The organism is Virgibacillus necropolis (assembly GCF_002224365.1).
Classification (GTDB): Bacteria; Bacillota; Bacilli; order Bacillales; family Amphibacillaceae; genus Virgibacillus_F; species Virgibacillus_F necropolis.
Window position 1 is genome coordinate 2,868,940 of sequence record NZ_CP022437.1, and the last position, 20,349, is coordinate 2,889,288.

Annotated in this window: 20 protein-coding genes; 6 read left to right on the plus strand and 14 right to left on the minus strand. The window is 36.8% G+C overall.

The window, feature by feature from the left end:
* Nucleotides 1-14: 14 nt before the first annotated feature.
* Nucleotides 15-1,499 carry a flavin monoamine oxidase family protein gene (locus CFK40_RS13760; RefSeq protein WP_319417989.1) on the minus strand — a complete coding sequence of 495 codons (1,485 nt, stop codon included), beginning with the start codon at nt 1,497-1,499 and terminating at the stop codon, nt 15-17.
* Nucleotides 1,500-1,815: 316 nt separating this feature from the next.
* On the opposite strand from CFK40_RS13760, the gene uraA reads away from it, so the two are divergent.
* On the plus strand, nt 1,816-3,096 hold the full coding sequence (gene uraA, locus CFK40_RS13765; protein WP_089532854.1) for a uracil permease: 1,281 nt from the start codon (nt 1,816-1,818) through the stop codon (nt 3,094-3,096).
* Nucleotides 3,097-3,169: 73 nt separating this feature from the next.
* Here the strand turns inward: uraA and CFK40_RS13770 are convergent, their stop codons facing one another.
* The 3 genes from CFK40_RS13770 to CFK40_RS13780 are packed head-to-tail and all read right to left on the minus strand — an operon-like array spanning nt 3,170 to nt 6,294.
* Nucleotides 3,170-4,777, minus strand: coding sequence for a YndJ family transporter (locus CFK40_RS13770; RefSeq protein ID WP_089532855.1), 1,608 nt, complete (start codon nt 4,775-4,777; stop codon nt 3,170-3,172).
* Complete coding sequence (locus CFK40_RS13775; RefSeq protein ID WP_227001779.1) at nt 4,764-5,378, minus strand: DUF4166 domain-containing protein; 615 nt, start codon at nt 5,376-5,378, stop codon at nt 4,764-4,766. The genes CFK40_RS13770 and CFK40_RS13775 overlap by 14 nt, the downstream gene beginning before the upstream one ends.
* Before the next feature lie 10 nt (nt 5,379-5,388).
* Nucleotides 5,389-6,294 carry a DoxX-like family protein gene (locus tag CFK40_RS13780; RefSeq protein ID WP_089532856.1) on the minus strand — a complete coding sequence of 302 codons (906 nt, stop codon included), beginning with the start codon at nt 6,292-6,294 and terminating at the stop codon, nt 5,389-5,391.
* 133 nt (nt 6,295-6,427) lie between these two features.
* Between CFK40_RS13780 and pheA the strand changes: the two genes are divergently transcribed.
* Nucleotides 6,428-7,309 (plus strand): prephenate dehydratase, encoded by an 882-nt coding sequence (gene pheA / locus CFK40_RS13785; RefSeq protein ID WP_089532857.1) that lies wholly within the window; start codon nt 6,428-6,430, stop codon nt 7,307-7,309.
* 129 nt (nt 7,310-7,438) lie between these two features.
* The gene (locus CFK40_RS13790; RefSeq protein ID WP_089532858.1) at nt 7,439-7,903 is read left to right on the plus strand and encodes a YndM family protein; all 465 of its coding nucleotides are present in this window, start codon (nt 7,439-7,441) and stop codon (nt 7,901-7,903) included.
* A 192-nt stretch (nt 7,904-8,095) separates the two neighbouring features.
* On the opposite strand, the gene tatA is transcribed toward CFK40_RS13790, so the two are convergent.
* The 3 genes from tatA to CFK40_RS13805 all read right to left on the minus strand — a co-directional run bounded on the left by tatA (nt 8,096) and on the right by CFK40_RS13805 (nt 11,029).
* The gene (gene tatA, locus CFK40_RS13795; RefSeq protein ID WP_089532859.1) at nt 8,096-8,293 is read right to left on the minus strand and encodes a twin-arginine translocase TatA/TatE family subunit; all 198 of its coding nucleotides are present in this window, start codon (nt 8,291-8,293) and stop codon (nt 8,096-8,098) included.
* Between the two features lie 43 nt (nt 8,294-8,336).
* Entirely contained in the window at nt 8,337-10,052 is a 1,716-nt protein-coding gene (locus CFK40_RS13800; protein ID WP_089532860.1) for a GMC family oxidoreductase, read from the minus strand.
* Nucleotides 10,053-10,264: 212 nt separating this feature from the next.
* Nucleotides 10,265-11,029, minus strand: coding sequence for a gluconate 2-dehydrogenase subunit 3 family protein (locus tag CFK40_RS13805; protein WP_319418056.1), 765 nt, complete (start codon nt 11,027-11,029; stop codon nt 10,265-10,267).
* Nucleotides 11,030-11,140: 111 nt separating this feature from the next.
* Here CFK40_RS13805 and CFK40_RS13810 point away from each other — a divergent pair, with 111 nt between their 5' ends.
* On the plus strand, nt 11,141-11,824 hold the full coding sequence (locus CFK40_RS13810) for a hypothetical protein (protein ID WP_089532861.1): 684 nt from the start codon (nt 11,141-11,143) through the stop codon (nt 11,822-11,824).
* 371 nt (nt 11,825-12,195) lie between these two features.
* Here CFK40_RS13810 and dacB read toward each other — a convergent pair whose 3' ends face one another.
* Entirely contained in the window at nt 12,196-13,725 is a 1,530-nt protein-coding gene (gene dacB, locus CFK40_RS13815) for a D-alanyl-D-alanine carboxypeptidase/D-alanyl-D-alanine endopeptidase (RefSeq protein ID WP_227001780.1), read from the minus strand.
* Between the two features lie 208 nt (nt 13,726-13,933).
* Here dacB and CFK40_RS13820 point away from each other — a divergent pair, with 208 nt between their 5' ends.
* On the plus strand, nt 13,934-14,629 hold the full coding sequence (locus CFK40_RS13820) for a hypothetical protein (protein WP_089532862.1): 696 nt from the start codon (nt 13,934-13,936) through the stop codon (nt 14,627-14,629).
* Between the two features lie 53 nt (nt 14,630-14,682).
* On the opposite strand, the gene CFK40_RS13825 is transcribed toward CFK40_RS13820, so the two are convergent.
* The 4 genes from CFK40_RS13825 to CFK40_RS13840 form a co-directional block, all read right to left on the minus strand.
* Nucleotides 14,683-15,444, minus strand: coding sequence for a methyltransferase domain-containing protein (locus CFK40_RS13825; RefSeq protein ID WP_089532863.1), 762 nt, complete (start codon nt 15,442-15,444; stop codon nt 14,683-14,685).
* Between the two features lie 77 nt (nt 15,445-15,521).
* A complete protein-coding gene (locus CFK40_RS13830) occupies nt 15,522-15,944 on the minus strand; it encodes a DUF1801 domain-containing protein (protein ID WP_089532864.1) in 423 nt (140 codons plus the stop codon).
* Between the two features lie 2 nt (nt 15,945-15,946).
* Nucleotides 15,947-16,555: a kinase gene (locus tag CFK40_RS13835; RefSeq protein WP_089532865.1), complete on the minus strand. Its 609-nt coding sequence runs from the start codon at nt 16,553-16,555 to the stop codon at nt 15,947-15,949.
* A 132-nt stretch (nt 16,556-16,687) separates the two neighbouring features.
* Nucleotides 16,688-17,371, minus strand: coding sequence for a hypothetical protein (locus CFK40_RS13840; RefSeq protein ID WP_089532866.1), 684 nt, complete (start codon nt 17,369-17,371; stop codon nt 16,688-16,690).
* A 319-nt stretch (nt 17,372-17,690) separates the two neighbouring features.
* On the opposite strand from CFK40_RS13840, the gene CFK40_RS13845 reads away from it, so the two are divergent.
* Nucleotides 17,691-18,467: a 2-keto-4-pentenoate hydratase gene (locus tag CFK40_RS13845; protein ID WP_089532867.1), complete on the plus strand. Its 777-nt coding sequence runs from the start codon at nt 17,691-17,693 to the stop codon at nt 18,465-18,467.
* A gap of 272 nt (nt 18,468-18,739) precedes the next feature.
* On the opposite strand, the gene ilvA is transcribed toward CFK40_RS13845, so the two are convergent.
* Nucleotides 18,740-19,684: a threonine ammonia-lyase gene (gene ilvA / locus CFK40_RS13850; RefSeq protein ID WP_089532868.1), complete on the minus strand. Its 945-nt coding sequence runs from the start codon at nt 19,682-19,684 to the stop codon at nt 18,740-18,742.
* Nucleotides 19,685-19,765: 81 nt separating this feature from the next.
* Nucleotides 19,766-20,344, minus strand: a complete 579-nt coding sequence (gene leuD, locus CFK40_RS13855) for a 3-isopropylmalate dehydratase small subunit (RefSeq protein ID WP_089532869.1) — start codon at nt 20,342-20,344, stop codon at nt 19,766-19,768.
* Nucleotides 20,345-20,349 lie beyond the last annotated feature (5 nt).

Here is a 20,349-nt window from a genome sequence, read left to right on the forward strand (position 1 = left end):
TTGTTCCTAAAAAATTAATCCTTTCTACCATTCACCTCATATGCTGATCGAATGCCGGATTCTATTGCACCCTCAACCCATCCATGAAAACTTGATGTGTGTTCCCCTGCAAAATGTACCCTGCCTTCAGGTAAAAAAATAGCATCACCAAAATCGGATGCTTGGTTTGGAGTGAATAAAGTAAAGCACCCTGCTGAAAATTGATTCTGACTCCAACTAAATGTAGCTCCTTGCAGAAATTCCGTATATACCTGGTCCCCGTATATTTTATATAACCCATCTAGTGCCTCACAAATTCTTCCTTCCTCATCTAAGCTGTTCCATAGCATCGCATTATGTCCCCAGCTATAGCTTGCTAGCATGACGCCTGGACCTTCCACGCCAATATCATGACTAGGATTATACGTATAACGTGTAGGAAAGTCAGTAATGATATTTCCCACTCCAGCCTCTTCCCAAAATTTTGATTTAAATTCCAAACCGATTTTCACAGAGGATACAAAATTAAGTTCCCGAATCACCTTCCACTTTTTGTAGGAAAAAGAGTGATATGGGTAGACATCGATAAATTGAAAAACAGAATATGGAACTGTAACGATTGTGTAGTCTGCATCGAATCCATGGAAATCGCCAGTCGATAAATCACAAGCGGTCACTGTTACTCCATCTTCTTTTTGTATAATTTGATTTACCTTTTGGTTGAAAAGTATATTTCCCTGTAACTGTGGAAAAAAGGACTTTGGTAACAAATCATTTCCACCAGTAACTTCATAATATTTCATATCCTTATCAAAAACTGTGCCAACAATATCGAGTAATATGTCAACAAAAGAATATTCTGGAAATCCCGCAATTCCAAGTACTACCTTGATTTTACGAATCGCATTTGATGATAGACTATTACCTAGTGGATTAAACCTGAGAAAGTCATCAAAGGAATAACGATCAAACTTTTTCCGTAACAGTTCTTGTTGCTCGGGATTACTGTTGTTGTAAAGGTTCAGAAATGGCTGAACAGCAGATAACAATAGATCTCTTGCGGTTTTCCCTTGTTCTTCAGGAGGTAATGGAAATTGCAATACATCAGGATATTTTTCATAATAAGCAGCTGTAGTTAGAATCCCATTAACAAATAGAAGGTCATTCGCTGAAGTGTTGATGAATAGATTGGTAGGCAGGTCAAACTTTTGAATATACTCCAATACTAATGGATGGGTTTCCGGGAACCGCATGGCCCCCATGTCTAAGTAATTCCCCGGTGTGAATGGCTCACGTACTGTATAAATTCTTCCCCCGATTCGATTATTGCCTTCCAAGATTGTTACGTGATGGCCGGCATCTTTTAATAATGATGCTGCGACTAGTCCTGCCATTCCCGCACCGATAATCGTAACTTTCTTTGGATTAGAAGCTTCCGGTAAACCATTGCGTATGATGGAGAGCATGTCATACGGATACGTTAAAGCACCGTAATTATGAACATTCTGGTTATTTACCAAAATTAGTCACCTCCCCTCCCATAATATGAGGAGGAATAGAACTGTATGCGACAATGCAGAACTGTAAAACCAAAAAATTGATTGACACAACCTGCAGAAATTGTCATAATAACTAAGATAGTTCATACGGTTACCTTTAATTCAGTCCTGTGAGACTGGCAAGGTGGAACAGATGAAGATCTGTTTTATAAATAAAACTCGGAAAGGTTTCTTCCTTTTGCGAGCCTTTTATTTGTACACTACACCTTGCCAGAATAGGCAAGGTGTTTTTTTGGCAGATAAACGGGTGAACCGCATTTTTAAAGGGGGAGAAAATATGGCTCAACATGAAATCCAAGTTGATGAACGTTTACCATTCTTACAAAGCTTACCACTTAGTATTCAGCATTTATTCGCAATGTTTGGTTCGACCGTTTTAGTACCTGTTTTATTTGGTATTAACCCTGCAACTATTCTTTTAATGAACGGGATTGGAACGTTGATTTACTTATTTATAACAAAAGGAAAAATACCTGCATATTTAGGATCTAGTTTTGCCTTCCTTTCACCAGTTTTTGTTGTATTAGGACAATACTCAGGTGGCACGGGATATAGCTATGTTCTTGGTGGTTTTTTAGCTGTTGGTATTGTGTTGACCCTTGTGGCCATGATCGTAAAAGTTGCCGGAACAGGCTGGATAGATGTTATCTTTCCACCTGCAGCAATGGGCGCGATTGTTGCAGTAATTGGTCTTGAGCTTGTACCAACAGCAGCAGAAATGGCAGGCTGGATTGCTCCAGCAGGCGCTGATGCAACATGGGCAATGGATTCGAAAGTAGCACTCGTAGCATTTTTAACCCTTGCTATCACCATTATTTGTTGGGTAACATTACGAGGTTTTTTAAAAATTATTCCTATCCTTATCGGTATTATCGCTGGTTATTTCATTGCATTTGCTTTTGGACTTGTCGATTTAACAAAGGTTCAGGAAGCTGCTTGGATTTCGATGCCTACCTTTTACCAAATGAAAATTGACTGGTCAGCAATTCTGGTTATTCTTCCAGCTGCACTCGTCATTATACCTGAGCATATCGGACATTTATTTGTAACAGGAAATATTGTAAAGAAGGATTTAACAAAAGATCCTGGACTTGACCGTTCGTTAGCTGGTAATGGTATCTCTACGATTATATCTAGTTTCTTTGGGGCAACACCGAATACAACTTATGGAGAAAATATCGGTGTTTTGGCTATTACACGCGTATACTCCACATGGATCATCGGAATGGCAGCAGTAGTTGCAATCATCCTTTCATTCTGCGGTAAACTAGCAGCACTCATCTCATCCATTCCAGCGCCTGTAATGGGCGGAATCTCCATTCTTTTATTCGGGATTATCGCAGCAAGTGGGATACGGATGTTAGTGGAAGCCAAAGTTGACTACAACCGTTCACAAAACCTAATTCTTACCACTGTAGTTCTCGTAATCGGAATAAGCGGTGCAACGATACAATTAGGTGATGTTGCTCTTACAGGCATGGGCTTAGCAACCATCGTAGCGATTATTTTAAGCGTATTCTTTAAGATTCTTGATTTGTTGAAATTATCAAATGAATAAACTTTAGTTTCTGCCATTTTAGTGAAACCCTTAGATTATAATGAAAGACCAAGCTTGAAAGCTCGGTCTTTCATTAATTGCATACATCCTTATGGTAAATAGCATAATTAATTGTTAAAAACGGAATGGAAAAAATCCACATGTTATGCTGTGCCTTTAAATTTCCGGATTTGTCTTCTTGTACTTGGAATGTTTCTTCAATGGGTAATTTAAATAAACTTTTTTTAACCGCCAAATAAATTCCTGAATCTGTTTCTGATGATTGTTTTTTACTTGTTAATACTAGTTCTTTTCCAGAATTACTCATTTCCAAAATACCTATCATGGATGACCGCGGCAATGGTAAGGCAATATTCATATAAGTTCGATCTAGTGTTTGGTGATAAGAATACAGTGCAACAAAAATGGTCTCCTCATTTGCCATCCTTACCCATGCTCTTGGGTTACTTCTTCCATCCACTTCCTCTTTTATTGAAAATATATCTCCAGTCATTTCCACCTTTTGACTTGATAGCGGTAAATTAATTTGTTTCATATATCTACTAATTAATCGGTATATTCCTGCAAAAGGCTTAAACCACAAACACCACTTCACCTCAGCAAAAAGACGGTACTCAATGGTATTCTCGTAAAAATCGATTACGGCAGGTGATAAGGTTTGACGGTTCAGATGTCGTTTGTACAACCCCATGTCATCTATAAGGCCATTATATTTTTTATTGTCCAATTTTCCGGATAATATGTTTTTACCAATAGTCCATTTACCTCTTATCATACTAATTGGAAAATCTAACTTTCTTTGTTTAGATGGTGGAATCTGAATGTACCAGCCAATGATACCAATTAATGCAAACAGTACACAATTGGTAACTCCATGAAACCGTAGCATAAAATCAATGGTAACAACATATAGTTTTGATAAATTTCCAAAAGCGTAAAGCAAGGAAAATACAATACTTATCCCTAAAGCAGCAAAGGAAATTCGGATCATCCATTTTTGTAAAACGTGCTGTACAGAAGCTTTAACCGATAGGATAATTAATCCGTATATACCGACAATATACATTAGAACAGAAAACAATTCGATTAAAGGTGAGTACGCGATTCCTACTGCAACAACTATAGGAGATAATAAAATTATCGTTCCTACCCATTTATAAAATGTTGATTTGTACAATCTGCCCAGAAACCCTACAAAAATAGGTAATAAAAAGGAAGAGTAGTGAAAATGTACACTTGTAAGCCATGTCAGAATCGGTGAAAAATCTGTGTCTATTTTTGCCTCGCTCACTAGAAACCAGGCACCCCCTATCGCCAGATAAATAAGACCCATATCAATCATAAATTCCTCCATATGGGTAAACCCTCTTTTTAAAAAACGAGATAATCCATAGCCAGCTACTGTTAAGGTAAAAACAAAATAGAGCAATGCAAATACCAAATCGAACGGAGTATTTGTTGTTAATTGCAATAAAATAACTGCGAGGGATGCAGGAATGCTTACATAAGGAAGAAATCTGGCGAACCAACTCTGATCGCTTTTTGAAACCATGTATAAGGTCAACGGAATATAAAATAACTGGGCAATAGTTAGGATTATAAAATACCATGAATTTGTATTGAATAATGCAATTATTATCAAGAAAAACACATTAATGAATGCTAATTTAAAAAATATCATGGCTGATAAACTCCCCTTCGTACGAAAAAACAACACCGATGATGGGATTCCTTACAACCACTTTGATGGCGTATTTATTACGTTCGTCTATGTACCTTTCAGTAACCGTTGCTAGACCTTGAAACACTCTCGGCAACGGAATTTCTATTTTGCCAATCACCAAATATTGGTCTTTTGAATCAATCTGTAATCCACCATCATTTGTACAAGATAGCAATAAATCTGAGTAAACTAAATGCGGTTCACCTAAATAATCTTTAATAATGTTTCGCTTAGGATCCAAACTCATTAATGCATTAAAGTATCTCTTCTTCCCATCAAAGTAAAAGGTTCGTTTCCAGTGAATTTGTTCCTCCCCATTTTTTCCGTTTTTTGGTGTATTAACAATCTCAAATGGAACGTTTCTTCCATGTTCAGGAAAGAGTAATTTCCATCTCACCCCTAACCGAAAAAAAGGAAATAACCATTTAGGTCCACCATTAATGGATTTCATGGTTCCCTTACCTTTAAAGATAACTCCTTCATTAAATTCATATCTCTTTCGTAGCATGGGATGAAGGTTATAAAACTGATCTCCTAAAGCTTTTTTATAGATAGACATAAAAATCCCCTTATCGCTTTCTTTTACAACTTTTTGCAGTAGGTACATCTTTACTAATCATTAACCCAATTATAGAAAGAATAAATAATGAGATATTAAAGGTAAGTGGATTGAACGGATCGATCAAATAGGTTGGCTCAACCAGAACTGCTGAAAGTGTTAATAAAGGAAATAGAATAATCTGCAGAATAAAAAGGCTTCGTTTATTTGAGTATATCAACCAAATTATGCCAAATAAAATTTCAAGTAATCCTAGTATCATAACAATCCAGGAAGCTTGGTTTATAGTAACTGGAAGTGCTGCAGTTACCATATAAAGTTCTTCTGGGTGTAAATTTACTACTTTCGGTATAAGCCCATGGTACGTCCATATAAAGAAAAAAAGAAATGTAATCAACCAATTACTGAAAAATTGTATGTATTGATATGCTGGTGCTTCCCCTTTTTCTAGCCATCGTTTCAAAACATCGAAGCTAAGTGCAGTTCCCCACCCGATAAGAGGCCGAAATGCGAAATGGTCAAATAATTTCCCAATATTTCCGAAGTTAGGCTCATAATTATACTGTGTTAAAAATGTTAGAGAAGAATCCCCCTTTGGGATATACTTCCAATAACCTCTACCCTCACGAATAATCGATATCGCTTGGTCAGTTCCAAAGTGTAAAGAAGATGTTCTCGATCCATTTTTAGCATGAAAGCTGCCTACACTTTCTCCCCATCCTTCAATTTGAATACCAAAGCCAATTTTGGTTTTGTATGTAAATTTCTGAGGTTCATTTTCCTTTTTGGGCAAATAAATAATAGAAGAAAAACGGAGATCCCATTGTTGGTGTAACTTTGGCGTCTGTGATGCCTCCCATAGTTTGTCCATTTCAGTATCTATTGGTATCTCTACATAAATCGGTTTGCTTTTCACGCTCATCACCCCATTGTAATTTTACCATATTCCATCAGAATAAAAGCGAAAAAACTGGTTATTATCACCACTACTTGTCCTGAAAATGCTATACTGTATATACGTAAAATTGGTGGTGAAGGAGAATCATATTATGTCAGACAAAAAAATACCATTGGTCGCATTTCTAGGGCCAGAAGCATCATTCACACACGTTGCGGCAAATTCTTTTTTCGGCACATCAGGTTTAGTACCACACCCAACAATTCCGGATTGTATTGAGGCCGTGGAGGCAGGACAAGTTGACTATGCAGTTGTCCCACTCGAAAATGCGTTGGAAGGATCTGTTCCGATGACACTCGATTACTTGTTCCATGGAAGTAAGTTGTTCATTAATGCAGAAATTTCAACACCGATTCAACAGCACTTAATGGTCAATGAGAAACAAGCACGTTTTGTCGATGAAATCGAATCGATTAATTCTCATCCACATGCGCTAGCCCAATGTCATAAGTATTTACGGAACCACTTCCGTCATGTCCCGCTTGTTCAAATGACATCGACTGCAGCTGCTGCCAAGTATATTTCTGAACACCCAGATGAAAAGATTGCTGTTATCGCAAATAGGCTAGCTGCAGAGAAATACGGATTACATATCGAAGAAGAAAATATCCATGATTTAGATTTCAACCATACGAGATTCGCTGTATTATCAACACAAAAACAAAGTCTGGAACACGAGGGACGTTCTGAAAAAACAAAAACAACTTTGATGATAAAGCTGCCAGAAGATGATCGTTCAGGGATACTACATCAGATTTTATCCGTATTTGCTTGGCGAAGACTCAATTTAAGTAAAATCGAATCGAGACCATTGAAAACGGGACTTGGCAATTACTTTTTCATCATTGATGTTTTAGAGTCAGAAGATCATTCGATGATGAAAGGTGCTATAGAAGAGCTTACTGTGCTGAATTGCTCCGTGCAAACATTCGGATCTTATTATACATATGAACAACAACCGTCACGTCATTAACTATGGCTGTGGCGGTTTTTTCAAACTGTGGTGTCTAAACAATAATATCGTATATTTACAACACACCTGGAAAAGATAAGAAATGCACTTAAATGTCAAATTCAACTGTTTCTGAAAGGAGAAAAAGAAATGGAACACGTAAAAGCATTACTGATGAAATTTGTTATGTGTACTGCAGTATTATTTGTAGTGTTATCTCTGATTTATGGAGTTGATTTCGGTGATGTTCTTCTGATTAGCTTGGTTTTAACAGGGGTTTCCTACTTAGGCGATGTGTACGTTTTACCTAACACAAGTAATACAGTCGCAACCCTTGCAGATCTTGGCCTTGCATTTATTATTATTTGGCTATTTGGTGGAAACATTATCGAGGAAAACATTCCCATTATCATGGCTTCCCTTATAAGTGCTGTAGTAATTGCTGCAGGCGAAATGTTTTTCCATATGTATATGGAAAGAAATGTTTTAGAGGAAACAAATCAGCGTGAAAAGGGTATTAACAACCGAGAGTTTAGTACCGAATTTAGCTCAGATGAACCTGATGTTAAAAAGGAATACGAAAAATCTTCTAAAGACGATGGAACTAAAAAATAAATTTTAGCAGACTGGATGCTTGTAATCTGGTCTGTTTTTTTGGTTAGAAAACTTGGCTTATCGCCAAGTCTTAATGGCGAAAGCCTTAGTTGCACTTATGCAGTAAGAAAGGATTTATACTTTCTTAACTGCCAAAAAAGGAACTATCTGGTTATTACGTAGATAGTTCCTTTTCTGATGACCCTTTATATGTCAGACCTTTGAATGGCCTTTTTCTGACTTCGTTGTATCATCTTCCTCATCGCTCATAATGCTACTGGTTGTCCGTTTGAATTCCGATAGCGTTTTTCCAAATGCTGATCCAATCTCCGGAAGTTTTTTTGGACCAAAAATAATTAAAGTAATGACCAGAATAATGATTAATCCTGGTACACCAATGTTTGAAAGCATTTTCTAACACCTTCTTTCCATTTTTATGGATATAATTTATCCATTAAGCTAGCTTCTCGCCATTCTTGCTATATTTTATAATTCCTTCTGCCGCTCGATATGCTAACGCACCAACTGTGTCTGTCGGATTGTAGCCACCATTATGCGGGAAAGCGGAAGCACCAACGACAAACAAGTTATCCATATCCCACATTTGTAAATAATTATTGACTGCTGACGTTTTTGAATCAGCGCCCATGATTACCCCACCAGTATTATGGGTTGATTGATATGTCGTGATATTATAAGGACCAAGTTCTTTCATGGAGTCAACCTTACTAGCTCCCATTTCCTTCATAATTTCACTTGACTTTTTCGCAGTGAATTTTGCTAGCTGACGATCCTGTTCCTTAAAATCATAGGTCATTCGGATGATTGGATCACCAAATGTGTCTGTATATGTTGGATCAAGATCGAGGTAATGCTGTTTATATGGCAAACTTGCTCCCATCGCTCCTATAGACAATGTTTTATTAATATAGTTTAGCGAGTTTTTCTTAAATTCCTTACCCCAAGTTGGTGAATCGCTTGGTATCGGATTATTTTGAATTGGCCTGAGGCCTGTTTGTGTCAGGCTCAGATAGCCGCCATGAATAAAGTCTAAGTTGGAATGGTCAAAATTGTCACCGTTAAAATCGTCAATTACCATTCCTAGTGCACCAGCACCAGCAAAATTGTTAAATTTTTGGTCATCGAAATAACCTGTCGCACCACCTTTTACTACCTGGTAAGCATAATTCTTACCAATAACGCCTTCTCCTGTAGAAGGGTCATATGGTTGACCTATCTTAGAGTTCAATAAAAGTCTAGCATTGTTGAATACATAACTAGTCAGAACAACAACATCTGCAGGCTGTTCAATTTCTTCACCTGTAGTCACATCGGTATAGAGTACACCTGTTGCTTTCTCACCGTTATGTAATACTCTTCTTACCCAAGAATGAGTTCTAAGATCAAATTTTCCAGTTTTAGCTGCAACTGGGATTACAGTAACAACAGGGTCTGCTTTTGCACCATACTCACAACCGAAACGCTCACAATATCCACAATATTGGCAAGCCGCTCTTGCTATACCATCTGGATTTTCATATGACTCGGATAAATTAGCAGAGGGTATAGTATAAGGATGATAATTTAACTTTTCTGTTGCCTTTTTGAACATTTTCATTGGTGGAGAGTGTTTCATTGGTTTTGTTGGATACGCACTAGAACGCTTTCCACCAAGAGGATTCTCTTCACCCGAGATTCCTGCCATTTTTTCAAATTTATCATAATATGGTTCTATTTCATCGTACGTAATTCCCCAGTCCTGAATCGTCATATCGGCTGGAATTTTATTTTTACCGTACCGCTCAATCGTTGCACTACGAATATTAAAATCATAGGGAAGGAAGCGAAATGTTTGACCATTCCAATGTATACCTGCTCCTCCAAGTCCAGTTCCCATTAAAAACGAACCATATTGACGCATTGGTAATGCCCGCATTTTACTATTACTACGAAATGTCAGTGTTTCCTTAGATAAGTCTTGCATCAGTTCATAGCGAACAGCATAACGGAGTTCATCGTGGACCATATAATAATCTTCCGTGTGTCTTTCTTGTCCTCTTTCAAGACCTACGACATTTAGTCCTTGCTTTGTAAGTTCAGCAGCAATTATACCACCACCCCAACCTACTCCAACAACTACTACATCTGTTTTCGGCAATTTTTTAACCATTTATGTTCACCTCGTATTTTAAAAATAGAAATAATAAATTTTGGCGTCTGGCTTGCTTTCGCTGAACAGTCGCCTTCGCTTTTCTTCGATCCAGCTGCGGCTTCTAGCGCCTAGCAAATAGTTAGTCTTGATGAAAGGTACGTAAAGTTCAACGTACTTTTCACAATCCTATCTATTTGTACGCCGCTGAGCAGTCGCCTTCGCTTTTCTTATTACATATGTTCGCGAAGACTTTTTGGGGGGATGTCCTTAAAGTCTTCTTCAATAATATCAGTGTAACTCATTTGATTACCTGGATAATTTCTCATTCTCCATCCGTCCATATCCTTGTTTCCACTATATAAAGGATCACTGTACACCCCTTCTAAGGTCATACTGCGGAGTAAATCAAAAAAGCCACTTGGAGAAACCGTCATTAACTTAACTTTATCTTCTGCAAAGTCAGTCAAGATCGCATTTTGTTCCTCTTCTGTTAAACTTATAAAGCCCTTCTTGTATTTCTTTTGGCTATAACTTTGCATTTCTTTTAAAGCAATGCGAAAAATCTCTTTTCGCCTAAGTCTACCTTGATAGCCTTGGACCTTTTCACCATTAAAAAATGGCGGTTGCATATAGTCCCTAGCATTTAGTCCATAAGAGCCTGCTAATTGATGATCGATGTAATAGGCCACTCCTAGTTCCTTTGCTCCTGGACCATTTTCATCCTCTGGAAAAATTCGTTCCGTCGCAGCATCAACCATTTTAAACTCTGCCTGACTAAAATTCATCAGAGCATGAGTAAAGTTTGTTGTCTTATTGTTCTTGTTATTAGTTTGTGGTGCTGCTTTATCCTCGGTATCCCATGGTATAACACTACCAATTACACCACCTACTGCTAATCCACCAACCGCATACCCAGAGTTTTTAATAAACTTCCTGCGAGATAATCTTTCGCTCTCTGATTGTTTCTTTTTTTTGTCATCAGTCAAAGAAATCACCTCTTTTATTATTGAAATTAATTCGCAGTTATTATGCCACCAAAAATAACCAATCATACATAAAAAATTATTGGGTAATATACGAGTAATTATTAATATGGAGGTAAGCTTATGAGAAAAATATGGAAAATGATTATGATTACTTTTGCATTTGGTATAGTGGTTGTGCTTTCTGCTTGTAATGGGGGTCAAGAAGAAGCGACAGATACAAATGGTGCGAATGGAACGGATATGAATAATGTCTCTCATCACCCTACAGATACTAATCTAAACGATCCATCAATAATCCCAAGTGAAAATGGTGAGAAAACGGAAACAACGAATGAACATGGATCAACATACGACGGAATGGGCCAAGACATTTATGGTTCTATTGGCAGCTCAGGTATCCATGAAGGTGGCGTTTCATCCTTTTTCGAATCAATTTTAGAAGGAGAAGGGATTACTGGTGTAAAGGTGTTTGTTGTAGATGATTCTGTAATATTAGCTAGAAAGGAAGAGCAAACTACATCACACGAATATGATCATATGCAAAGCGATATTCTAAGTGGAACAGAAGGAATGTCTGGTAAGGGTGAACCAGAAGGAGTTGAAAGCACACAGGAAGAGAGCCTTGATAATTTTGATCAAGCGAAGACAATGATGAGTGAAATGTTTAATGGCGATGTTAAAGTTCTAACAGTGACCGACCCCAAAGCACCAGACCTCATTGAGACGATAAAAGAAAATATTTTAAATTCTTCCTACGAAGAAGCATCAAACAATCTCTTAACGCTCTTTAAAATGACCAAATAGGAAAAGAAGGAGAGCAAATATGGTAAGTAGTTCACTTTCCGTGGAGAAAGCATCAAATTCATCAGTTTAAAGTCCTTCATTGGCTTGATGAAGGTCTTTTCTTCTACGTTTTTGTGTTCTTTCAACCTTCATTGGCTTTTTATACATGTAGAGTTACTTTAATATCATTATTATACCAACAAAAATAACATACCAATGAATTTGGCATGCTATCTCACTTGTTTTCAATTTTATCCTCCAAAAGTAAACTACTTACAACTATAGCTCTCCTTCTTTTTTAAAGCGTGTATTGCGTTTATCTGTCTAGCGCAAGTGCCTAGCCCCCCTGAGGCTGACCAAGACGCTTGCACTTTTCTTACTGCTAAATATTATTATTGGTTAGCCAAAATCTTAATAATATTATCCTCTATATCTTTTCCATCATCCTCATCTAGTAGATGATTACTTATTATGGAAAAAATTATGGTTTCACTTTCTCTTGAGTTTATATAACCAGATAAGGAACTAACCGAGTGTATTGTTCCAGTTTTAGCCTGAATCGTTGCCTGATTTGAGACTTCTTCCATTCTCCCTTGTAAAGTCCCACCAACCATCGGATTCTCTACACCAGCAACAGGTAATGAATGAAAATAAGCAGAAAACCAATCTTTACTTTGCACAACATGTAAAAGCTTTGAAATTTCATTAGCTGGGATCAAATTGTTGCTTGAAATTCCTGATCCATCTCTAATTCTCATTGTTTCGATATTCAATCCTAATTTAACAAATTCCTCTTCCATTACCTCAAGGCCCTTTTCCCAACTTCCCTCACCTTTTACTACTTTTCCCATTTCCTTCACAAGTACTTCTGCATGTACATTGTTACTTAGTTTCATAAATGGTACAAACAGTTTTGATAATGGTATGGATTCGTGTGAAACCAGAACAGTCGCTGTTTCTGGTGCTTTACCTACTTTCACTTCACCAGTCCATGAAATACCTTGACTCGTTAAAGCTTGCTGAAACAAATCTAATGCATAACCTGTCGGCTCCCAAACTGCCATCCATTCTTTTGCTGTTGATGAATCAATTGGAATTGTTCCATCAATTGTAATAACATTTGTACCGTGCTTCCTTCCGACTTCAATATCCTCTTCTTCTTCAGCTGATACCGTCTTAGCATTATTAATAATACGCACGTAATTCGTTTGGGGTGACACGGTTACTACCGGTTTTTCGCCCACATTACTACCAGGACTGGCTTCCACAATCACCGAACCTGCATCATAGTCAGTCGTCGGTGAAGCTGTTAACGCTGAAATTTGCGCCCCGTAATAATATTGTTCATCCTCCCAGATCAAATCAGGTGAAATACGAACATCGTCATACCACGTATCATCCGCAATAACATTACCAGTTACTTTTGTAATTCCGCGATCGCTTATCTGTTTTGCAAAATCAGCAAAATCAGAAGGTAATAAAGTAGGATCACCTTTTCCTTTTATGTATAGATTGCCTTGAAGGGTTTCACCATTTATCGGTCCATCCGCGAGTAATTCCGTTTTAAAGGTATAATCCCTGCCGAGTGTAGATAATGCAGCTGCTCCCGTAAACAACTTCATATTCGAAGCAGGCTGCATTCGAATATCGCCATTATGTTCATATATCACTTCACCCGTTGTAGCTGATCGGATACTCACTCCAATCAAAGCGCCATTTAAGTTTGGTTCATTTTTAATATACTTATCTAACTTTTCCTGAAGCGAACCTGTTTTCGTATCAGCTTTAGCCTGTTTATTTGGATCTACCATTTCGCTTTCCTCCTTAACAGTTTCATTTTTTTCATTGGACTGAATCGTATCTATTAGAATGACTATCGAAAATACAACTAGAACAATAAAGATGATTTTGGCAGCCTTCATGATTATCACCTCTACCTTTTGATGTTATTTATAGTGGGAAATTTTTATTAGTTCATTACTGAAGTAATCTACTTCTTTTAGAATAATTGTAACACAGGGTGAATTATTCTTTTAATTTTTTCATTTTCATTAAAAATTTGTACACTTAAAGGATTAATATAAAAGGTTTCACAAATAATAAGTGAAACTATAATGATGGAGGTATACCATGGAACAAGAAGAAAAGTTGAAAACTGCTGGTATTACACTAGCGAGTGATTTAAAGGTACAGACTTTTGGTGGAGCTGAGAAAACCACTGATACACAAGCACATATGGAGGCCGTTCGAATGATAGTGAATGATTGGAACGCCATGTCCAAAAAAGCAGCTAACTCCACGATTGAACAATACGGCCCTCCAAACGAAGCTATTCCTAGCAGATTAATCTGGTTTAACAATGGACAGTGGAAACGGACAGTTGTTTATAGGGATGAGATTCCGCATGATTTCCCGCAACCTCATACCGATGTAATTGAGAATTTTATTAACTATTCAGTACCGCCTGAAATGTTTAGCGAACTTGCAAAATTTGATGGAAGTGTAATCGTTGAAAGGACAAAAGGAGAAGTATCTTCCCGTTGTGATATGGAAGCGGCTAATATTCTTGCTCTTAATTTAATGAATGACATCGTCACTGGTAAACAGAACGCAGAAAAAGCTCGTGACATCTATTGTGATGTGACCTCGGCGTTTATGATGAATAGATCTGCACCTTATGCTGAGAAACTTCAATTCGAGGTCCCAACTGAGGAAAAATACGATACGGACAAAGTCATGATTGCTGATGAAATGGTTGAGCAAGCGATTGAAAAAGTTAAAGATAAGCTTCATCCAGACGAGAGGCCAGATAAAAAGTATCATTAGCATATAGGTTGTGCACCACTTCGAGTAAAGGTGGTGCATCAACCAGTTGTATTCTAGATAGCCTTAGCACAAATAACAAACCGATGCTGTTTCACATCAAAATACCCTACTGATTTTATTTGTTGATGTATCTGATATAACTTTTCTATATATTTTTCAATACTAAAATCTGGTACCTGCCATGGGATAGCTTTTAGATAATAAACTAAAGCACCTACATCATAAAAACGTTCAATTGGAAATTCTTCCTTACTAAAGGAGACCTCAAAAGAGTGATTGCTAAGCTCGCTAACTGCCGTTTCTAAATTCCAATACGAAAATTCATCGTTTATCGGTACACCAAGACCTTCATTAATTCCAGCATCATTCATTCCGCCCACCTGCTGTGTAAGAAATATTCCATGATCAGAAATAATCCTTCTTAACTCTTTAGGTGAGTATGATTCATGTTTATTAATAATCAAATCAAATTGCTTATTGGCAAATGGTAAATCGGTGTCTTCCTCAATCGGAAAAACCTCTACACCTAAGGGCTCTAGTTTATTCTGTGCTAATGGAACATTCGGTTTATAAGCTTCAGTCGCACAGACTTTTTTCGGAAAAGGTCTTAACATAGACAAAAATTCTCCACCACCAGTTCCCATATCCAACATGGATTGAGCATTCTGAACAAGTGGTTTTGCCATACTTCCATATGACCACGAAAGTAATTCATTCCCCATACGTCCTGCTTCTGAGATATAGGAGAAATCCCATCCTTCAAAACCCTGATTTACATCTTTCAAGTAATCAAAAAATAATTTATCTTTTGTCATGCTTATTCCTCCAGATTCGTTTATTTAGCCGATTAAAAGGCTTTTATGGAGGCGCCTCTTATGTAGATGGTATTTTTTTATATATCCGGGTAGGTTTCATTTAAAAAGATGACAGATTGGTTTATTAATTCTTTTAATACACCAACATCAATATCTTCTACTTTATTGATATACACGCACGCCTTACCAGTTGTATGTTTTCCAAAATCCTTTAATAATTCCACTCGTTTTGTATCACCTGTCGCAAAATACAAACTGATTTTCGCCTTTCGAGGTGAGAAACCAACTAGTGGTGCATCGCCTTCATGTCCAGATTCATATTTATAATGATAGGAACCGAATCCGATGATACTCGTTCCCCACAACTTTGCTTCATAACCAGTTGTTTCGGTAAAAATATCTAATAATTTGTAGGCACTTTCACGCTTTTTAGGACTTTCAACGCTTTCAATGAACTCAATGACACTACTATCAGTCTCTTTAGTTTTTTGTTCGTACATATTCAGAATCTCTCCTTTTCCTTAATTACCAAATCAGCCTGGTTTATTGGCCCTTCTGTTATTAAATAATAGTCTTCTGCTTTCCAATACCTGTTTCTAAATTTTTCAACATTCTTTTGGGTGGAACTACTTTCACGTAAAAACCTTTTATCTCTTGGACAATCCAAGAATACTACATAATCGAAGAACCTTTTCCACTCGGAACGCTGTATAAAAACGCCTTCAATTAGGATTATGCATTTACTCGAAAGTTTTATATTACGATAGATAGGTGTATCAGACTCCTTATCATAGAATGGAAGCTTAAGTTCGCTAGCTTCCTTTAATTTTTTGAAAAAGTGATCTATTAGCCATTGCACATCCCATTGCACATCCCATTGCAAATGATAATATTCGAACCATTCTTTATACCCAGTATTGTAACGTTTATCGTGTTCAACGATGTGATCATCCATATGAAAAACATAAAAAGGTGTCTTCTTATCCTGTGAATCTTTACTAACCTTTTTAACAAGGGTTGTTTTCCCTGAACGACTTAATCCATCTATACCAAGAATAAATCGATTATCAATTTTTGCTTTTGAAATTATATTCAGTACTATATTTTCCAAACTACAATCTCACCAATTAAACTCTTCTTTATATTCATCATACGCCTGTTGTACCTCTCTAATCTAATTCTCCATATAAATTGAAATTCCTGTTTATCACTATTTTTAATCACTTATTTACCAGAGCTAGAATTACTCAACTGGTGTCAGCTTAACCTGCCCCATCGTTTCAATTATATCACCCACTGATGTAAAAAAAACATAATCTCCCGAACCAATACCATCATCCCCTAAAATGGTATTAACGGTAGGATATCCATCACTATCGTAGACAACGAAATTAGTCCCGCTACCCACATTTGTAACTTGATACCTCCCCTCTGGTACATCCTTTCCTACTTTATATTGTCCAGATAGTAGTTCAATTGGATCTGCTTTCTTCCTTTTGATTACACTTGCTATTTCATCCAATTCTTTCTGTTTTGTTTCAATGTCAGATTTTATGTTATCCCGATTTGACTTCAATCCATCTACTTCGGTTTTCAATCCTTCTATTTCATTATTTAATTTATCGCGAGTATCTAAAAGCGCTAATGCATCGTCAACTTCCTTTCGTTTATTTTCGAGTTTTTCTTCTTGTTCTTGAAAAGCTACTTCATTTTCTTTTACTTTAGCTTCTTTTTTCTTTAACACATTATTTGCTTCATTTAATGCATTATTGGATTCATCGATTTTCTTAACAATTTCATCATATCTTAACTTCTCACCACCCACAGTTGCTTTTGCACCATTAGCACCTATATTATAAGCTACTATTAGTAAGACTATTGCACTTAATGCTACTCCCCAAAGCTTCATTGATTTCAATTTTTTCATCTCGTTTTCCTCCCATAATTAACACTTTATAACTATTTTATATTTACGCATATACAATTTTCCGCATACCATAAAAGTTTTAAATAAAATAAAGTGAGTTATAAGGAATGAGAAATTTAACTTTAGTAGCATTATTTTAAGTAACCATTAGTCATGTTATTTTCTTCAATTAATCATTGGACCCTTCTAACATTTATTTTATCACACAAAAATCTAACTATTAACTAAATAACCCACTCACAGTAATGAATACTTACAAATCCGCTAATCATTTGTTACTATAAGTATCTAACATTCATAAGAAAGAGGTGTTCCAATAATGCAGTCCAATACTAAACAGATGAACCTGATTGAAACATTATACAATGCATCCGATCTTAAACAGCCTATTTCAAAAGCGATTATTCCAGAGAATATTAGTAAATCGGATGCTTATAACATTCAGCACCAAATTACCGAAAAAAAAGCTACCTTGAAAGATGATAAGCTACTAGGATATAAAATTAGCTTGACTAGTGAAGAAACTCAAGCATTGTTTCATTCAACTACACCTCTTTATGGAGCTTTAACACAAACAAGTCTTTCTGACGGAACGATTAAGTTAAATAATATGCAATCTCCTTTAATCGAAATCGAATTAATGTTTATTGCAGATGAGGATTTATCAACTGAAGACGATTTTCAATCCATTCTACAAAAAACGAGTATTGCGCCTGGTCTGGAAATTCCAGATTCACGTTTTACGGACTGGTTTCCAAACCTCAGTTTTGGTCAGATTATTGCAGATAGTGCGGTGGCAGGAAATGTGGTTGTTGGGGCGCCTGTGCAAGGATTAACAGTTGAGCAATTAGGAAATATAAACGCTGAACTGCAGTTAGACGGAGAAATAATCGCTAAAGGATCTTCATCTGAAGTTCTTGGGAATCCTGTCCATGCGATAAATTGGCTTATCGATGAGCTTGCCAAAAATGGACATAGTATTAAAAAAGGTATGATAATCTCTTCTGGTACTTTTATTCTGCCTAAAGTATTACAAAAAGGAATTTATCAAGTCCGTTTTGAAGATGTTGGTGAAGTTAGCCTTCACGTGGTGTGAGAAAATAATTAAAGCACAAGCGCCCTGGTCAGCCTCAGGCAAGTTTACAACGAATCTCGTAGTGATGATTTTTATCACAAAGAGATTCGTTGTAACGCTTGTTCCAAAATATCAACACTCATTCGAACATATCAAAACCTCGAGGGGGGCTAGGAGCTGAGGCTAGACAAATCACCGCTAAAAATACATTCTCCTTTCATACAAAAAAGATTCTCTTGTCATAATGACAAGAGAATCTTTTTGTAAAACGAGAGGTAGTTCGCTATCGTGTCCTATGCAGAATGCGTTCTATCTGCCAGTTGCTGGATTTTTGGAAGAGCTCCAATATCCATATTTCCGCCACTAACAATTATACCGCAATGTCTTGATTTAATTTGATGACCATGGCTGAATAACGCTGCTAATGCTGCAGCACCTGCACCTTCCATCAATGTCTTATTGCGTTCAAGCATATAGATTATAGCCGCCGCAATTTCTTCATCTGTTACGGTTACGATATTATCTACATAATCACGAATAAGTGGCAATGTGTTTCTACCAGGTTGTTTAACTGCTATACCTTCTGCGATTGTAGATACTGTTGTAAAACTATTCACTCTATTATAATGGTAGCTATCATATACAGCGGACGCACCACTTGCTTGAACTCCGATAATCTTAATATTACGATTAACATGTTTGGCAGCAACCGCAATGCCGCTAATCAGTCCGCCCCCACCTATTGGAACGATAATCGTGTCCATTCGATCCTCTTGCCTTAACATTTCTAGAGCTATTGTTCCTTGCCCTGCCATTACATCATAATCATCAAACGGATGAATATAAACAGCGCCACTTTGGAGTTGTTTTTTCATTGAAGCTTCATATGCTTCTTGAAAAGTTTTACCCGTCAGTACAACATCAGCACCATATGCCCTTGTTGCGTTAATTTTTGCCTGTGGTGTTGATTCTGCCATGAATATAGTTGCTTTAACGCCTAATTTTGCTGCTGCATGTGCTACTCCCTGGGCATGATTACCCGCCGAAGCAGTTATAACACCTTTTTTTAATTCATCGTTTGACAGTTGCATCAATTTAAAGCTTGCACCTCTATACTTAAATGCTCCTGTTTTTTGTTGGTTTTCCATTTTGAAATAGACGTTTTTTCCAACTAATTTATTTGTTGTAGATGATGTTATTAATGGTGTACGGTGAACGATAGGAACTAAACGTTCCATCGCAGTATGAACTGTTTCACCTGTTAAGCAATCCCCAATTAACTCACTCTCCTCATGATAATACTATTTTCCCCAACATTCTTATGCATTCTCATATGCATCAATCTTATCTTGGTGCTTTAACGTTAGAGCTATTTCATCCCATCCATTTAACAATTTTTCCTTGTGATAGTTAGGAATATCAAAGTGTACCTTATTTTGATCAGGAGTAATAATTGTTTGACCCTCTAGATCTACAGTCACTATTAACTTTGATTGTTCGGCTTGTTGCATCCATTGATTTAGCTGTTTTTGTTCCATTTGAATAGGTATAATGCCATTTTTCAATGCATTATTATAAAAAATATCTGCAAAGCTTGGAGCTATGACAACACGAAATCCATAATCAACTAATGCCCATGGTGCATGTTCTCTAGAAGAACCACACCCGAAATTTTCCCCAGCTAATAATATCGATGCACCGTTATATTCCTCTTTATTTAGCCCAAAATCAGTTCGTTTATTGCCCTCATCGTCAAATCGCCAATGATAAAATAAAAATTGGCCAAATCCAGTTCGTTCAATTCGTTTTAAAAATTGCTTCGGTATAATTTGATCTGTATCAACATTTGTCCGATTCAACGGGTACACAAGTCCCGTATGCTCATTGATAGCTTCCATGACAT

Bases quoted from the DNA above. Each gene is read 5' to 3' on its own strand.
- CFK40_RS13830 (WP_089532864.1), bottom strand. From the start codon at position 15,944: ATGTACGAACAAAAAACTAAAGAGACTGATAGTAGTGTCATTGAGTTC.
- pheA (WP_089532857.1), top strand. From the start codon at position 6,428: ATGTCAGACAAAAAAATACCATTGGTCGCATTTCTAGGGCCAGAAGCA.
- tatA (WP_089532859.1), bottom strand. From the start codon at position 8,293: ATGCTTTCAAACATTGGTGTACCAGGATTAATCATTATTCTGGTCATT.
- CFK40_RS13800 (WP_089532860.1), bottom strand. From the start codon at position 10,052: ATGGTTAAAAAATTGCCGAAAACAGATGTAGTAGTTGTTGGAGTAGGT.
- CFK40_RS13775 (WP_227001779.1), bottom strand. From the start codon at position 5,378: ATGTCTATCTATAAAAAAGCTTTAGGAGATCAGTTTTATAACCTTCAT.
- CFK40_RS13825 (WP_089532863.1), bottom strand. From the start codon at position 15,444: ATGACAAAAGATAAATTATTTTTTGATTACTTGAAAGATGTAAATCAG.
- leuD (WP_089532869.1), bottom strand. From the start codon at position 20,344: ATGGAAGCTATCAATGAGCATACGGGACTTGTGTACCCGTTGAATCGG.
- CFK40_RS13810 (WP_089532861.1), top strand. From the start codon at position 11,141: ATGAGAAAAATATGGAAAATGATTATGATTACTTTTGCATTTGGTATA.
- dacB (WP_227001780.1), bottom strand. From the start codon at position 13,725: ATGAAGGCTGCCAAAATCATCTTTATTGTTCTAGTTGTATTTTCGATA.
- CFK40_RS13820 (WP_089532862.1), top strand. From the start codon at position 13,934: ATGGAACAAGAAGAAAAGTTGAAAACTGCTGGTATTACACTAGCGAGT.
- ilvA (WP_089532868.1), bottom strand. From the start codon at position 19,684: ATGGAACGTTTAGTTCCTATCGTTCACCGTACACCATTAATAACATCA.
- CFK40_RS13790 (WP_089532858.1), top strand. From the start codon at position 7,439: ATGGAACACGTAAAAGCATTACTGATGAAATTTGTTATGTGTACTGCA.
- uraA (WP_089532854.1), top strand. From the start codon at position 1,816: ATGGCTCAACATGAAATCCAAGTTGATGAACGTTTACCATTCTTACAA.
- CFK40_RS13845 (WP_089532867.1), top strand. From the start codon at position 17,691: ATGCAGTCCAATACTAAACAGATGAACCTGATTGAAACATTATACAAT.
- CFK40_RS13770 (WP_089532855.1), bottom strand. From the start codon at position 4,777: ATGATATTTTTTAAATTAGCATTCATTAATGTGTTTTTCTTGATAATA.
- CFK40_RS13840 (WP_089532866.1), bottom strand. From the start codon at position 17,371: ATGAAAAAATTGAAATCAATGAAGCTTTGGGGAGTAGCATTAAGTGCA.